The sequence below is a fragment of the Ruegeria sp. CL6 genome (assembly GCF_056536465.1).
On sequence record NZ_JBQFPR010000001.1, the window covers coordinates 55,931 to 68,975 of the forward strand.

Annotated in this window: 12 protein-coding genes; 10 read left to right on the plus strand and 2 right to left on the minus strand. The window is 56.6% G+C overall.

Going from position 1 to position 13,045, the window contains the following annotated elements:
• Window positions 1-83 precede the first annotated feature (83 nt).
• The 10 genes from ACR0LH_RS00300 (at window position 84) to ACR0LH_RS00345 (ending at window position 11,505) form a co-directional block, all read left to right on the plus strand.
• Window positions 84-3,503 (plus strand): indolepyruvate ferredoxin oxidoreductase family protein, encoded by a 3,420-nt coding sequence (locus ACR0LH_RS00300; protein ID WP_480719220.1) that lies wholly within the window; start codon window positions 84-86, stop codon window positions 3,501-3,503.
• An 80-nt stretch (window positions 3,504-3,583) separates the two neighbouring features.
• Complete coding sequence (locus ACR0LH_RS00305; protein WP_480719221.1) at window positions 3,584-4,462, plus strand: lysophospholipid acyltransferase family protein; 879 nt, start codon at window positions 3,584-3,586, stop codon at window positions 4,460-4,462.
• A gap of 8 nt (window positions 4,463-4,470) precedes the next feature.
• Window positions 4,471-5,280, plus strand: a complete 810-nt coding sequence (locus ACR0LH_RS00310; RefSeq protein ID WP_170388512.1) for an aspartate/glutamate racemase family protein — start codon at window positions 4,471-4,473, stop codon at window positions 5,278-5,280.
• Window positions 5,281-5,374: 94 nt separating this feature from the next.
• The gene (gene argC, locus ACR0LH_RS00315; RefSeq protein ID WP_480719222.1) at window positions 5,375-6,403 is read left to right on the plus strand and encodes an N-acetyl-gamma-glutamyl-phosphate reductase; all 1,029 of its coding nucleotides are present in this window, start codon (window positions 5,375-5,377) and stop codon (window positions 6,401-6,403) included.
• A gap of 7 nt (window positions 6,404-6,410) precedes the next feature.
• Window positions 6,411-6,857, plus strand: a complete 447-nt coding sequence (gene ccmE, locus ACR0LH_RS00320; RefSeq protein ID WP_170388508.1) for a cytochrome c maturation protein CcmE — start codon at window positions 6,411-6,413, stop codon at window positions 6,855-6,857.
• A gap of 123 nt (window positions 6,858-6,980) precedes the next feature.
• Window positions 6,981-7,592, plus strand: a complete 612-nt coding sequence (locus tag ACR0LH_RS00325) for a holin-associated N-acetylmuramidase (protein WP_480719223.1) — start codon at window positions 6,981-6,983, stop codon at window positions 7,590-7,592.
• Window positions 7,583-8,161 (plus strand): holin family protein, encoded by a 579-nt coding sequence (locus tag ACR0LH_RS00330; RefSeq protein ID WP_480719224.1) that lies wholly within the window; start codon window positions 7,583-7,585, stop codon window positions 8,159-8,161. Before ACR0LH_RS00325 ends, ACR0LH_RS00330 begins: the two co-directional genes overlap by 10 nt.
• Before the next feature lie 74 nt (window positions 8,162-8,235).
• A complete protein-coding gene (locus tag ACR0LH_RS00335) occupies window positions 8,236-10,200 on the plus strand; it encodes a heme lyase CcmF/NrfE family subunit (RefSeq protein ID WP_480719225.1) in 1,965 nt (654 codons plus the stop codon).
• Window positions 10,197-10,652, plus strand: a complete 456-nt coding sequence (locus ACR0LH_RS00340) for a cytochrome c-type biogenesis protein (RefSeq protein WP_480719226.1) — start codon at window positions 10,197-10,199, stop codon at window positions 10,650-10,652. Before ACR0LH_RS00335 ends, ACR0LH_RS00340 begins: the two co-directional genes overlap by 4 nt.
• Window positions 10,653-10,728: 76 nt before the next feature.
• Window positions 10,729-11,505: an enoyl-CoA hydratase-related protein gene (locus ACR0LH_RS00345; protein ID WP_170566731.1), complete on the plus strand. Its 777-nt coding sequence runs from the start codon at window positions 10,729-10,731 to the stop codon at window positions 11,503-11,505.
• A gap of 3 nt (window positions 11,506-11,508) precedes the next feature.
• Here the strand turns inward: ACR0LH_RS00345 and bmt are convergent, their stop codons facing one another.
• Window positions 11,509-12,522, minus strand: a complete 1,014-nt coding sequence (bmt, locus tag ACR0LH_RS00350; protein ID WP_480719227.1) for a betaine--homocysteine S-methyltransferase — start codon at window positions 12,520-12,522, stop codon at window positions 11,509-11,511.
• 115 nt (window positions 12,523-12,637) lie between these two features.
• Window positions 12,638-12,955 carry a DUF1476 domain-containing protein gene (locus tag ACR0LH_RS00355; protein ID WP_170388494.1) on the minus strand — a complete coding sequence of 106 codons (318 nt, stop codon included), beginning with the start codon at window positions 12,953-12,955 and terminating at the stop codon, window positions 12,638-12,640.
• Window positions 12,956-13,045 lie beyond the last annotated feature (90 nt).

Consider the following 13,045-nt stretch of genomic DNA (forward strand, 5'->3'; position numbering starts at 1 on the left):
AGGATAAACACTATACAGGTCAGAAATAGTGACCTAAAATGGATATAAATGAAGCACACTGATCTGACGAGGGGAGGCGTCTGATGAGTCAGCCACAGATATCGCTACACGACCGGTTCGATCTGGAGAAAAATCCCGTATTGCTAAACGGCACTCAGGCGTTGGTTCGCCTGATGCTGATTCAAAAGGCACGGGACAAAGAGGCCGGGCTAAACACGGCGGGTTTGGTGACCGGGTATCGGGGTTCTCCGCTTGGCGCAGTGGATCAACAGATGGTCCGCGCGCAAAAACAACTGGCCGAAAGCGACGTCACATTTCAATACGGCTTGAACGAAGACCTCGCGGCTACTGCGCTGTGGGGCAGCCAGCAAGCCGGGCTGCGTGGTGACGGCAAATACGACGGTGTATTCGGGTTGTGGTACGGCAAGGGGCCTGGGGTTGATCGGTCGGGCGACGTGATGCGCCATGCGAATATGGCTGGGACGGCCAAGCATGGCGGCGTTCTGATGGCGATGGGGGACGACCACACGGGCGAAAGCTCGACCGTATTGCATCAATCTGAATGGTCGCTGGTCGATACCTATATGCCCGTGGTTAGCCCGGCCGGAGTTCAGGAAATTCTGGATTATGGCGTCTACGGATTTGCACTCAGCCGGTTTGCCGGTGTCTGGGTTGGTCTGAAGACGATGAAGGACACGATCGAAGTCACATCGGTCGTGGATGGCAGTGCGGACCGAATGAAAGTGGTGACACCGGAGTTTGAGATGCCTGAAGGCGGCTTGAACATCCGGCTGGGCGACACGCCCCACCTGCAAGAAGCGCGGATCATCGACTATAAACGGTTTGCGGCAGAAACATTTTCGCGCGCCAACAAGATGGACAAGCGGGTGTGGGGCAAGCCGGGTGCCAAGATCGGTTTTGTCGCGGCGGGCAAAAACTGGCTCGACCTCGTTCATGCCATGTCGCTTTTGAATATCGACGCGGCCGAGGCCGAACGGCTTGGGATCACGACCTATAAAGTCGGGCAGACTTTCCCTCTGGACATGACCGGGTTCCACGAATGGGCCGAGGGGCTGGACCTGATCGTGATCGTCGAGGAAAAGCGCAAGCTGATCGAAGTACAGGTCAAAGAGGCCATTTTCGACGATCGCCGGGGCCGCCGTGTCTACGGCTGGTACAAGGGTGGGGCAGGTACGCTGCACCGGGAGGAGCTTTTCCCGACCCGTGGCGCGCTTGATCCGATCATGATCGCCGAGAAACTGGGTGAGATTCTAATAGAGGAAGGTCGTGAGACAGACGGCATTCGCGGCGGTCTCGCCAAGCTGTCCGAAGCGCGCCGCGCCGACAACGCCGAAGAGATCGCGACCCGCCTTCCGTATTTCTGCTCGGGCTGTCCGCATAACAGCTCGACCAAAGTGCCTGACGGCAGCCGTGCTTATGCCGGTATCGGATGTCACTATATGGTTCAGTGGATGGATCGGAATACATCCGGTTTCACCCAAATGGGCGGAGAGGGCGCGAACTGGATCGGCGAAGAACCGTTCTCGACCACGCAGCACGTTTTCCAGAACCTTGGGGATGGCACCTATAACCATTCCGGGGTGCAGGCCATTCGCGCGGCATTGTCTGCGGGAACAAACATCACCTTCAAGATCCTGTTCAATGACGCCGTTGCCATGACCGGCGGGCAAGGAAATGAAGGCGACCTGACCGCCGAACGGATCGTGGCCGAAGTCAAAGCGATGGGCGTGAAAGATGTCGCTTTGATCTATGATGAGAAAGAGGACGTGAACTTAAAAGCTCTGCCTGCCGGGGTCGAGACATTTGAACGCGCGGAACTGATGCAGGTTCAGGAACGGTTCCGTGACATAGAAGGCGTTTCCGTCATCGTCTACGTACAGACTTGCGCTGCCGAAAAACGTCGGCGTCGCAAGCGCGGTACTTTTCCCGATCCGGACAAGCGGGTGTTCATCAACACCGATATCTGCGAGGGCTGCGGGGATTGCGGCGTTCAGTCGAACTGTGTGTCGATTGTGCCCCAAGAGACGGAACTGGGGCGCAAGCGCGCGATTGACCAATCCAGCTGCAACAAGGACTTTTCCTGCCTAAAAGGGTTTTGCCCGTCTTTTGTTACCTTGGAAGGTGCGGAAATCCGTAAGGAAGCCACAACCGAGATTGACCTTCCCGACCTGCCTTTGCCCACTCTGCCAACTATCCACGGCACCCATAATGTGGTGATCACCGGTATTGGCGGAACTGGCGTTGTCACCTTGGGCGCTGTGCTGGCACAGGCAGCTCAGATCGATGGAAAAGGCGCAGGGATGATGGAGATGGCGGGGCTGGCGCAGAAAGGTGGCGCAGTCCACATTCACTGTCGTCTCGCCGATCGGCCCGAAGACATCAGCGCGATCCGCGTGGCCACAGGTGAAGCGCATGCATTGATCGGCGGTGACCTTGTCGTGTCCGCCGGGTCCAAGACACTTGGTCTGACCCGCGCAGGCCAGACAGGGGCGGTGGTAAACAGCCACGAAACGGTCACGGGTGATTTCACCCGAGACACCAAGTTCCGCATCCCGGGTGACAGGCTGGAACTGGCATTGCAGGCGCGGTTGAAAGACGACGTTTCCTTGTTTGATGCCACGGAACTGGCGCGTGCGGTGATGGGGAATTCGATCTATTCCAACATGATGGTGTTTGGGGCTGCGTGGCAGCGCGGGTTGCTTCCAATCAGCCATGAGGCCGTTTTGACGGCCATCGAGCTGAATGGAACAGCGGTCGAGCGTAACAAACGGGCGTTCGACATTGGACGCTGGGCCGTTTTGCATCCCGAAAAGGTCAGTGAAATTCTACGCCCCAAGGTCGCTGAACTGCCTAAAACCCTGGATCAACTCATCGAGTTCAGGGCAAACCATCTATCTGAGTATCAAAGTGCTCGGCTGGCAAAACGATATCGGAAACTGATTGACTCGCTTGACGATGCGGAAATCAAAGAGGCAGCTGCAAAAGGCTATCACAAGCTGTTGTCCTATAAGGATGAATACGAGGTTGCCCGCTTGTTGTTGTCCAGCCGCGAAAAGGCCGCTGCTGAATTCGACGGGGATTTCAAGATGACGTTCCATCTGGCCCCTCCGTTGCTGGGTGGGACCGGACCTGACGGACGCCCGCGCAAACGAGATTTTGGCGAGTGGATGTTGGGACCACTAAAGATGATGAGCAAGCTCAAGTTCCTGCGCGGAACACCGTTGGATATCTTCGGCTACAGCGCGGAACGGCGCATGGAGCGTGCCTTGATCAAGCAATATGAGCGTGATTTCAAAGAGGTGTCTTCGCTGATAACACCGCAGACAAAAGACGCCGTTGTTGCGCTGGCCCAATTGCCGCTGGATATTCGGGGGTTCGGACCGGTATTGAAGGAAAACGAGGCCAAGGCCGCCAAGCGCCGCGAAGAACTTTTGGCAACGATCCGCAGCGGAGGGCCAGACTTACGCGCAGCAGCCGAGTAAATCGTCACAGCACTGTCACGATCTCTAGGCAAACTTGTTGCCTGCACATAAATAGCAGGCAACAAACCCCGGAGACGTCCATGCCCTCGCGCCGCCATGTCGCTCGTGACATTTCTTATGCCTATTCCGCCGAAACCAAGAGCGGACGCATGGTCATCAGGTTGATGGAAAACACCACGGGCCGGATGCGGCTGATCAAGCGGGCCGACGGGTACGAAAAGGACGTCGCCAACGGGCGCGACTTCTGGTCGGTTATGGTGGATCGGTACGGGCTTTCTCTGGATGTGGTCGGTGGATCGCTGTCGCATATTCCAAAGACGGGGCCGCTAATCCTGATTGCCAATCATCCCTATGGCATTCTGGACGGGATGATGATGGGCCACATCCTCTCCCAAACGCGGGGCGATTTCCGCATTCTTGCAAACAGAGTGTTTCGCAAGGCAGAGGACCTGAACCGCATCGTCCTGCCGATTTCCTTCGATGCGACGAAGGAGGCAATGATGCTAAACCTCGCGACACGGAAGACGGCGTTGAACTATCTGGGTGAGGGTGGCGCAATCGGCATTTTTCCCGGTGGCACCGTCAGCACGGGCGCAAAGCCATTCTCTTACCCGATGGATCCGGGATGGCGCGGGTTTACCGCGCGGATGGTCGCCAAGTCGAATGCCACCGTGGTGCCTGTTTTTTTCGACGGCCACACCTCGCGTTTGTTCCAGATCGCCAGCCATCTGCACAGCACCTTGCGCATGGGTTTGCTGATCAAAGAGTTCAAAAAACGCGTGGATACACCGGTCAAAGTCGTCGTCGGAGAGCCGATTGGCCGCGACGTTCTGGACCCTTTGGCAAAGGATACGCGCAAGATGATGGATTTCCTGCGCAAAGCCACGTATGAGCTGTCTCCGAAGCCGTTAAAGTCCTATGACTACGGCTATGAATTCGAGGAACGGCATCGCGCCTGAAGGGGCAAATGGCAGTAGGTATTTTTGATTCTGGTTTGGGCGGTCTTACCGTTCTGGACGCCGCGCAGAAACGTCTGCCCGACGTGGATTTTCTGTATTACGCAGACAGCGCGCATGCGCCTTACGGTGTGCGGGATGCCGAAAACATCTATGATCTAACACGCGGTGCCGTGAACGATCTGTGGGATCGCGGCTGCGATCTGGTGATTCTGGCCTGCAACACGGCAAGCGCTGCCGCGCTGCGCCGGATGCAGGAAGAGGGCGTACCGGAAGGCAAGCGGGTTCTTGGCGTTTTTGTTCCCTTGATTGAGGCGCTGACAGAACGTCAGTGGGGCGACAACAGCCCCCCGCGCGAGGTCGCCGTGAAACATGTTGCCCTTTTTGCAACGCCTGCAACCGTGTCCAGTCGGGCGTTTCAGCGCGAACTGGCATTCCGGGCGATCGGCGTAGACGTCGAGGCTCAGGCGTGTGGCGGGGTTGTAGACGCGATCGAGGATGGCGACATGATCCTTGCCGAAGCGCTGGTACGCAGCCATGTCGATGCGCTAAAACGCAAAATGCCGGAACCGCAAGCCGCTATTCTTGGTTGCACACACTATCCGTTGATGGCCGAAACCTTTCAGCAAGCTCTGGGTTCTGACGTGCAGGTCTATAGCCAAGGTGATCTGGTTGCCGAAAGTCTGGCCGACTACCTTCATCGTCATCCCAATATGATGGGAGGGGGCAAGGGCGGGTTCCTGACCACAGGCAAACCGGATTTCGTCAGCGATCGGGCGACTCAATTCCTCCGACGACAAATCACCTTCGAGTCTGTCTGACTTAGGTCAAGGACTGTTCCAGGCTGCTGCCTTAGTTCAAAGGCCGTCGCAACGGCGGTCATGATATGTGACATTCAGAAACAAGAGGTCTCAGATGACCCATAAAATCGCAATTCTGGGCGCTTCGGGATATACCGGCGCTGAACTGGTTCGGTTGATCGCCGAACATCCGAATTTGGAAATCACCGCACTCGCCGCCGAGCGTAAGGCTGGGCAGTCGATGGCGCAGGTCTTTCCTCATCTGCGCCACATGAGCCTGCCGGATTTGTGCAAAATATCGGAAATCGACTTTTCGCAGATCGACCTGTGTTTTTGCGCATTGCCGCACAAAACCAGCCAAGAGGTCATTCGCGATCTCCCAAAGGATTTGAAGATCATTGATCTGTCCGCAGATTTCCGTCTGCGTGACCCCGACGAATACGAAAAGTGGTACGGCAATCCGCATGCGGCTTTGGAACAGCAAGACGAAGCGGTCTATGGTCTGACCGAGTTCTACCGCGATGGCATTCGCAACGCCCGTTTGGTGGCAGGCACCGGCTGTAATGCGGCAACGGGGCAATATGTGCTGCGTCCTCTGATTTCGACCGGGGTGATTGATCTGGACGACATCGTTCTGGACCTCAAATGCGCCGTTTCGGGGGCAGGGCGGTCGCTCAAGGAAAATCTGCTGCACGCGGAACTCAGCGAGGGGTACAACGCCTACGCTGTTGGCGGTACGCACCGGCATCTGGGCGAATTCGACCAAGAGTTTTCAGCCTTGGCAGGACGTCCTGTGCACGTGCAGTTCACGCCTCACCTGATACCGGCGAACCGGGGAATTCTGGCTACCACTTACGTCAAGGGCGATCCGGCTAGCGTCTATGAGGCATTGGTAAAAACCTATGAGGACGAGCCGTTCATCCAAATGCTGCCCTTTGGTGAAACGCCATCGACCCATCACGTGCGGGGGTCGAACTATTGCCATATCGGGGTAGTCGCCGACCGGATTGAGCGTCGTGCAATCGTTATTGGTGCTTTGGATAACCTGACAAAAGGTAGCAGCGGCCAAGCCTTGCAGAACGCCAACCTGATGTTAGGTGAAGACGAAACCTCTGGCCTGTTGATGGCCCCGTTGTTCCCGTGAGGATGACATGAAAACGCTCAAGAAACGTCGTCGCGTTCAAATCTTACTGCTGACGGTTGTTGCTCTGGCTCTGTCGACGGTGTTGATTGGATACGCGATGCGGGATGGCATCAACTTTTTCCGGTCTCCAAGCCAAGTGATCGCAGAGCCCCCGAAGCCGACCGAGGTTTTTCGGATCGGTGGTTTAGTTGAGGAAGGTTCGATCGTGCGGGGGCAGGGTGAAACCGTGCGCTTTGTTGTGACGGATGGCGGAGAAAGCGTTCCGGTGGCATTTACGGGCGTTTTGCCTGATCTGTTCTCTGAAAACCAAGGCATGGTCGGCACCGGAAGCTACGTGAACGGTGTTTTTGAAGCCACTGAAATTCTGGCAAAACATGACGAGACATATATGCCGAAAGAGGTTGTGGACGCGCTCAAAGAGCAAGGCGTTTACCAACACGCCGACGAGGGCTGAACCCCTATCCAATGCTGATTTTCCCACGGGGCGTTGCCTGTATCATGCAGGTAGCGTCCTTTCTCGTTTTACTGCTTTAACGATTTTGTCTGACCGTTTCTCCGGCCACAAACGGAGGGTTCAGTGCAGACAGTTCGAGAGATTGCAGCAGAAATCGTTGCCCGAGAGGGCGGATTTGTTGACGACCCAGACGACCCGGGCGGAGCAACCAAGTATGGCGTGACAATACATACCCTGCGTCGCCTTGGGTTGGATGTGTCCGGTGATGGGATGGTGAACCGGATGGATGTCAAAATGCTGACTAAATCCAAGGCCATCGACATCTTCGTTTCTCACTACTTTGATCAGCCTAGGCTGGCTTTGTTGCCCTCGGACTTACAGTCTTCGGTGTTCGATATGTACGTAAACGCAGGCTCTCAAGCCGTTAAAATTCTACATATTTTACTGAGGGAAATGGGGTTCACCATATCTATTGACGGTGTGATAGGCCCCCAAACCGCGCAAGCGTCCCACAAGGCAGCAAACCCGTCACCCCTTGCGCTGAGAGACGCCTATGGGGTGGCCCGGCGCAACTATTACTTCCGTGTGGCCGACCAACGACCGTCTGCCAGAAAGTATGCGCAGACCCGAGCGGGAGGAAAAGGCGGTTGGATACGTCGGGCTGAGGAATTTCTTTCACCGAGATACCACCTGAGTGAACGGGAATTCCAGGAAAGGGTGTCGTCATGGGGCTGATCTCGGAGATTTTGACTTTCTTGTTCGGAAGTGGCCGGAATGTGGTGCGCGAGACTGCCGAGGTGTTTCGCGAGAATGCGGAAAACGGCGCAGCAAGGGACCTAAACCTGCAAAATCAGGCGATGGTTCAATTCGGTTCCGAGTTCGCCCCTTCTCGGAAGGGCGCATACGACAAGTTTATTGATGGCCTCAATCGCTTACCAAGGCCAGCTTTGGCGTTTGGCACGCTTGGCCTGTTTATTTCCGCGATGATCGATCCCCTTTGGTTCGCAGCGCGAATGCAGGGGATCGCGCTTGTCCCCGAACCATTGTGGTGGCTGCTAGGGGTCATCGTGTCCTTCTACTTTGGCGCACGTCATCAGGCCAAATCTCAGGATTTACAGCGCGAGATTTCGGCCACGGTGCTCCGCGCTCCGAAGGTCGTCGACAACCTGACGCTTCTTGGGGAGTTGCGCAGCAGGCAGCTTGGTGCTGCAGACCCCGGCACCGATGCCACGTTGACCGAAAGTTCGCTGGTTCCCGAACCCAACCGCGCGCTTGAGGATTGGAGACGCCAGAATATGCGCTGACCGCGACACTATGTTCGGCTCTGGGCCATGAAAGTGATTGGTGATTGTCTCGCATCAGGATTATATGCGACGTCATGATTACAGAACTCGGCCATTTCGCTCTAATCCTTGCGTTTCTCGTTGCGATCGTTCAGACGGTTTTCCCTCTGATCGGCGCTGCCAACCGATGGACTGGTTGGATGAAGTTTGGCGAAACGGCCGCAGTCGCACAATTTGCGCTGGTCGCGTTTTCTTTTGGTGCGCTGGTCTGGTCCTTTGCAACATCGGATTTTTCCCTGCGCATCGTGGTGGAAAACAGCCATTCACTGAAGCCGATGCTCTACAAAATCAGCGGAACTTGGGGTAACCACGAGGGCTCGATGCTGCTGTGGGTTCTCATCGTTGCGATTTTCGGAGCAATGGCCGCGTTTTTCGGCGCCGGGCTACCGCCGACGCTGAAGGCGCGCGTTTTGGCTGTTCAAGCCGCGATTGGTGTCGCGTTTTATGCATTCATCCTGTTCACATCTAACCCGTTTGACCGGCTGGCAATCGCGCCCTTCGACGGGCAAGACCTGAACCCGTTGCTGCAAGATCCGGGCCTCGCGTTTCACCCTCCGTTCTTGTATCTGGGCTATGTGGGCCTGAGCACGGCGTTCAGTTTTGCCGTAGCCGCATTGATTGAGGGGCGGGTTGACGCAGCCTGGGGCCGTTGGGTCCGACCCTGGACGTTGGCAGCGTGGATTTTCCTGACCATTGGTATCGCGCTGGGATCGTGGTGGGCCTACTATGAGCTGGGCTGGGGTGGTTTCTGGTTCTGGGACCCGGTGGAAAATGCCTCGTTCATGCCGTGGCTGCTGGCTGCCGCGCTGCTACATTCAGCCATCGTTGTCGAAAAACGAGAAGCCCTCAAGAGCTGGACCATTCTGCTGGCCATCATCGCTTTTGGGTTTTCGCTTATCGGTACTTTTATCGTTCGGTCCGGACTGCTGACATCAGTCCACGCTTTCGCGAATGACCCGGAACGCGGGGTATTCATTCTGTTCATTCTGGTGATTTTTATCGGCGGAGCACTGACCCTTTTTGCTGCCCGTGCCCAAGCGATGGAGGCAAAGGGCGTCTTTGGTATGGTAAGTCGTGAAAGCGCTTTGATCTTAAACAACATTTTGCTGGCTGTTAGCTGCTTTGTTGTTTTCTTCGGGACCATGTGGCCAATGGTGGCGGAAATGGCGTTCGACCGGAAACTTTCGGTTGGACCTCCGTTCTTCAATGCGGCCTTCACGCCGTTCATGATCGCTTTGGGAATAGCTCTACCTGTTGGGTCCATGCTTCCGTGGAAACGCGGGAAACTGGGAAAAACGGCGTATTCTTTGCGCTATGCCTTTGTGCTGGCCGTGGCATTGGCCTTGGTGGTCTGGGCGATGCAGACAGGACGCAGCGCCTTGGGGCCGGTTGGTCTGTTTCTTGGCGCGTGGATTACCTTTGGCGCTGCCATGGATTTGTGGAGCCGCACCGGACGCAAGCGCAGCTTTGCGCGGCTGCTTCGACTTCCAAGGGCCGACTGGGGTAAGGCGACGGCTCACGCAGGGCTTGGCATAACGATGTTTGCAATCGCTGGATTGACCGCGTGGGAGGTCGAAGACATTCGCGTCGCCCAACCCGGTGAACCCTTTGACGTTGGACAGTTTACATTCACGCTGGAAAACGTCCGACGCGTTCAGGGGCCGAACTACTTTTCCACGATGGCGGATGTACTGGTGGAAAAGGACGGACATTCAATCGCCACGCTGAACCCCGAAAAACGAGACTATCCGGTGGCCAGAATGCCAACCACCGAAGCTGCGATCGACTATCGCTTTTTACGTGACGTCTACGTCGTGATCGGAGACCGGCAGGAGGATGGTGGCTGGGTCATGCGGACTTACATCAAACCGCTGGCCAACTGGATCTGGGGCGGGTGCATTCTCATGGCTCTAGGCGGGTTTCTCAGCCTGTCAGACCGGCGGTTCCGCGTTGCGGCAGGCGCGCGCAAGGCACCAACAGGCGGGGTGCCTGCAGAATGAAGCGGCTACTTCTGATCCTCGTGGTTTGCGCGTTTCCGCTTTGGGCGGTCGAACCGGACGAAGTTCTTGATGATCCCGCGCTTGAACAGCGCGCGCGCGATTTGAGCACCGGTTTACGCTGCCTTGTCTGCCGCAACGAGAGCATTGATGAAAGCAATGCCGAACTTGCGCGTGACTTGCGTATCCTGCTACGAGAGCGGCTTGTCGCCGGTGATACCGATGACGAAGCGATCGAGTTCATCGTAGAGCGGTATGGAGAGTATGTGCTGCTGAAACCGACAACATCAGGTGCAAACTTGATGCTGTGGCTCGCCGGACCTGTCATGTTGCTGATCGCTGCAGGTATGGGGTGGAGTTTTTTGCGAAAACGGTCCCAGGCACAACCGGCCGGAGGTAGCGATACCCTGACCGACGCTGAAAAAGAGCGGTTGAAACAGATTCTTAAAGACTGATCTTTCGTTGGCCTTTTCCTCGTTGCGCATTTGAGTCAGGGTTCTGACAAGCACGGCGCTTTTTTGGGGGGAATATATGGACTACGAAACTCTGTTGCTGGACATCGCCGATGATTTGGCAGTGGTTACCTTGAACCGGCCGGACAAGATGAACGCAATGACCGCGCAGATGCGCGCAGAGGTCACCCATGCGATGAAACACTCGGCGCGCAACGCTCGAGCGATCGTATTGACAGGAGCGGGCGGTGCATTTTGTTCCGGTCAGGATCTGGGAGACTCGTCGAGCACTGGCAAAATCGACCTGGAGCGCACGTTGCGGGACGAATACGAGCCGATGCTTGAAACGATTTACAACTGTCCGGTCCCGACTATTGCGGCTGTAAACGGCGCAGCTGCGGGTGCAGGAGCAAACCTTGCCCTGTGCGCCGACGTAGTGATCGCAGCCGAAAGTGCTTATTTCCTTCAGGCTTTTGCGCGTATCGGCCTGCTGCCGGATGCCGGAGGAACCTGGTTCACTCCGCGCCAAATGGGGTTCGCAAAGGCTATGGGCGCGGCCCTTTTCGCCGACAAGATCAGCGCACGGCAAGCCGACGACTGGGGTCTGATCTGGGAGGCAGTGCCGGACGACGCGTTCGAGGCGCATTGGCGCAAGCGTGCGATGTATCTTGCAAAGGGTCCGACCGCAGGGTTCGGTGCCATCAAACAAGCTATCCGAGGAACCTACGACAAGTCGCTAAGCCAGCAATTAGAGATTGAGGCACATCTGCAAGGTGAATGTGGGCGCTCACGCGACTTTGCCGAAGGCGTAGTGGCCTTTCTGGAAAAACGCCCCCCGAAATTCGAGGGGCGCTAAATCTCAAGCGCGGCGACGGCGGCGCGTCCTGCGTTCTGGCGCGGCGTCCTCTCCGGTGCCGTCCGAGGCTGACGAAAACGGCCCCAATGCATCGGTGATCTGATCCAGTGTTGGGCGAGATCCGCGCGGCGTACTGTCCAGCGCTTCGCGCATTTTGCGTAGGTGCGCAGGCATTGTCCCACAGCAGCCGCCGATAATGGTAGCACCCGAGTCGCGCGCCATCGCGGCGTAGTGACCCATCAATTCGGGCGTACCGTCATAGTGGATGTGGCCATCGACATATTTCGGGATGCCCGCATTTCCCTTTGAGATGACCGGACGCTCGGTCCCTTGGGCAACAAAGCCAAGAACGGTGCGTAGAATGTCGGATGCGCCGGTGCCGCAATTCGCGCCGAAGGCAACAGGCGGGTTCGGCAGTGTCTCGACCAATTGAGCCAGATCAGCCGAAGTGACACCCATCATGGTCCGCCCGGCGGTATCAAAGCTCATGGTGCCACACCAGGGCATGTCAGCCATTGCAAAGGCTTCAGCGGCGGCCCGGAATTCTTCCGGGGCACTGATCGTCTCGAGCCACAGAACATCGGCACCGCCTTGTTTGAGCGCTTCGGCCTGCTCGTGGAACATCTCAACAGCGCCAGCGTGAGACAGGCTGCCGACGGGTTCCATAATCTCACCAGTCGGACCGACCGAACCGGCAACGATTACGGGGCGTCCGGCCTTGTCCGCGACCTCGCGACCTAATTCGGCGCCTGCGCGGTTCAGTTCGGCCACGCGGTTTTGGGCATCGTGCAGTTTCAGCCGCGCCGATGTTCCACCGAAGGTGTTGGTCAGAAACAGATCACTGCCTGCATCGACCGAGCCTTGATACAGCGCGATGATCTTTTCAGGCGCGTCCACGTTCCACAGCTCGGGCGCGTCGCCAGATTGCAAACCCATGTTGAACAGGTTCGTTCCTGTGGCACCGTCAGCCAGAATCGCGTCTTTGGTTTCCAGAAGTTTGTTGAGCGCGTTTGTCATTTGGGCTTCCCAAAAGTCGGCAAGGCCGAGAAAAACTAAGATGCCCCGTCTCTCATGGGCGGGGCATCAAATCAAATCCATAAATCTCATGAAGATCATGAGGAGGGCATTGCCCTTACTGAGTCTCGCTCAGAACCTGTGCTTTGGCTTCGGGCAAAAGTTCCGCCATTTTGGCGCGGATTTCCTCATCAGAGGAAAGCGAACCCAGATCGCCGGAAACCTTGCGAACAACGTCTTCGTGGCCAGCTTCTTCAAAATCAGCGATGACTACGGTTTTCGCGTACTCGTCTGCCTCTGCACCGGATTTGCCCAGCTTTTCCGCAGCCCAGAGGCCCAAAAGCTTGTTGCAGCGCGCCTGCGCCTTGAACTGCATTTCTTCATCATGCGCAAACTTGGCTTCAAAGGCGTTTTCGCGTTCGTCAAACGTGGTCATTGGTTGGGGACCCCTTGGATTACATCTTCTTAATTGATGATATGACTATAGCCGCGCCCGGACGCAAGGTATTTGCGCTGCGTCAAAGCC

Excerpts from the sequence above, each read along its gene's own strand:
- bmt (WP_480719227.1), bottom strand. The coding sequence starts at position 12,522 with ATGACAAACGCGCTCAACAAACTTCTGGAAACCAAAGACGCGATTCTG.
- ACR0LH_RS00335 (WP_480719225.1), top strand. The coding sequence starts at position 8,236 with ATGATTACAGAACTCGGCCATTTCGCTCTAATCCTTGCGTTTCTCGTT.
- ACR0LH_RS00340 (WP_480719226.1), top strand. The coding sequence starts at position 10,197 with ATGAAGCGGCTACTTCTGATCCTCGTGGTTTGCGCGTTTCCGCTTTGG.
- ccmE (WP_170388508.1), top strand. The coding sequence starts at position 6,411 with ATGAAAACGCTCAAGAAACGTCGTCGCGTTCAAATCTTACTGCTGACG.
- ACR0LH_RS00300 (WP_480719220.1), top strand. The coding sequence starts at position 84 with ATGAGTCAGCCACAGATATCGCTACACGACCGGTTCGATCTGGAGAAA.
- ACR0LH_RS00330 (WP_480719224.1), top strand. The coding sequence starts at position 7,583 with ATGGGGCTGATCTCGGAGATTTTGACTTTCTTGTTCGGAAGTGGCCGG.
- ACR0LH_RS00310 (WP_170388512.1), top strand. The coding sequence starts at position 4,471 with ATGGCAGTAGGTATTTTTGATTCTGGTTTGGGCGGTCTTACCGTTCTG.
- argC (WP_480719222.1), top strand. The coding sequence starts at position 5,375 with ATGACCCATAAAATCGCAATTCTGGGCGCTTCGGGATATACCGGCGCT.
- ACR0LH_RS00355 (WP_170388494.1), bottom strand. The coding sequence starts at position 12,955 with ATGACCACGTTTGACGAACGCGAAAACGCCTTTGAAGCCAAGTTTGCG.
- ACR0LH_RS00305 (WP_480719221.1), top strand. The coding sequence starts at position 3,584 with ATGCCCTCGCGCCGCCATGTCGCTCGTGACATTTCTTATGCCTATTCC.
- ACR0LH_RS00345 (WP_170566731.1), top strand. The coding sequence starts at position 10,729 with ATGGACTACGAAACTCTGTTGCTGGACATCGCCGATGATTTGGCAGTG.